The 1189-nt window shown below is 58.0% G+C and carries 3 protein-coding genes; all 3 read right to left on the bottom strand.

The features are described 5' to 3' along the window. Positions 1-299 (bottom strand): hypothetical protein (locus EJI00_RS24870; protein ID WP_221885074.1); only part of this gene is annotated, 299 nt, incomplete at its 3' end. Positions 300-307: 8 nt separating this feature from the next. Next, positions 308-763: a hypothetical protein gene (locus EJI00_RS24865; RefSeq protein ID WP_126750120.1), complete on the bottom strand. Its 456-nt coding sequence runs from the start codon at positions 761-763 to the stop codon at positions 308-310. A gap of 65 nt (positions 764-828) precedes the next feature. After that, on the bottom strand, positions 829-1189 hold a 361-nt coding region (locus EJI00_RS24860), incomplete at its 5' end, for a type IV secretory system conjugative DNA transfer family protein (RefSeq protein WP_185868224.1).

Here is a 1189-nt window from a genome sequence, read left to right as displayed (position 1 = left end):
TTTTTCAGCGGTTGAGGTGGTATGTCGTAGGCTCTGGCGATTGCGCTATAGAACGCCTCCGACTTCATGAACTTGGCAGCCTGACTTTTGTCGATGACACGTACGTCTTCGCCTGCGGCCACCATGCCATCGATCACATCGCTGGACCACACGCCCTTGCCTACGCCGCCGCTGTACAGCACGGTCAGGCGGCCCGTGGCATTGGCGTCGACCCGTGCGGCCAGCGTCCGAATTTGCTCCGGCGTCGCGTACGCGCCTGGGTTCTTGTGCAGCAGATCAATGGCGTCTTTGGCCGACAACGGCCCGCTCACAACTCGCACCCCGAATCGATATCCAGCGTGACGCTGTAATCGGTATTGGTTGAGTAGGCGCCGAAATCCTTGTAGGCCACCAAAGCTTCTTTGAGATCAGCTAGGATTTCGCGCCTATAGGGCTTCAATGGCTCGGGCAGTCCATTGCTGCCGTTGAGCCATACCAGCCGCCAGTGTGACCAGCCGGGTTCACCGCGTCCTCCACTGCCGTCAAGCAAGTCCAGTCGCAACGTTAGCTCGTGACCTTTCCAGTAAAAGGTCCATTTGTGTTGATTTCGAATTTCGATCTCGCTGCCGGCTCCATGCGCCACGTTGCGCAGATAGATATTGCGATCCCGATCGATGGTCCATTGGCGGGAGGGGGTTCCTCCCATCACGAAGTGTTCGTCGATCTCGGCGAAGCGATATTTCTCAACATCCTCGGGCGAGGTGAATTCGTTGATGAACGTCATGAGAGTCCTCCTGCATTTTTCAGTGATTGGGGATGATGTCTTGTGCGGCCACGACCTTCGCCGGCTCAATGTCGTTGCGAGTGGACCTTGGCCTCACACTCGGTTTGAGTGATGTCGTCCAACCCAAAACCAGTCACCGATGGCTGCCTGCTGGGTGCCATCGCCTTGATCACCACCGGCGCCATGCTCGCCCGCTCCTTGAAAACCTTGTCCTTGAAGAACCAGTTCTTGTGGGCCCGGATCGGCTTGCAGCCTTCATAGAAGATCAATTCCTCGTCGGCGGGCAGCTCCTTGATCTCCTGCGGCAGAAACAGGGCCCGGCGCTCCTCGGTGTAGTTGGTCGAGACCTGGTTGGAGCCGCCGCCTCGGCTGGTGCTGCGGTGCTCCTTGCGGATGGTCTTGTAGCCCAGCATTTCGCTGTATTCG

The organism is Variovorax sp. DXTD-1, from assembly GCF_003984625.1.
Taxonomy (GTDB): domain Bacteria; phylum Pseudomonadota; class Gammaproteobacteria; order Burkholderiales; family Burkholderiaceae_C; genus Variovorax.
The sequence above is the reverse complement of the archived record's forward strand: the minus strand, read 5'-3'. Positions and strand labels throughout refer to the sequence as shown.

Coding starts and splice junctions, on each gene's coding strand:
- EJI00_RS24865 (WP_126750120.1), bottom strand. CDS start 763: ATGACGTTCATCAACGAATTCACCTCGCCCGAGGATGTTGAGAAATAT.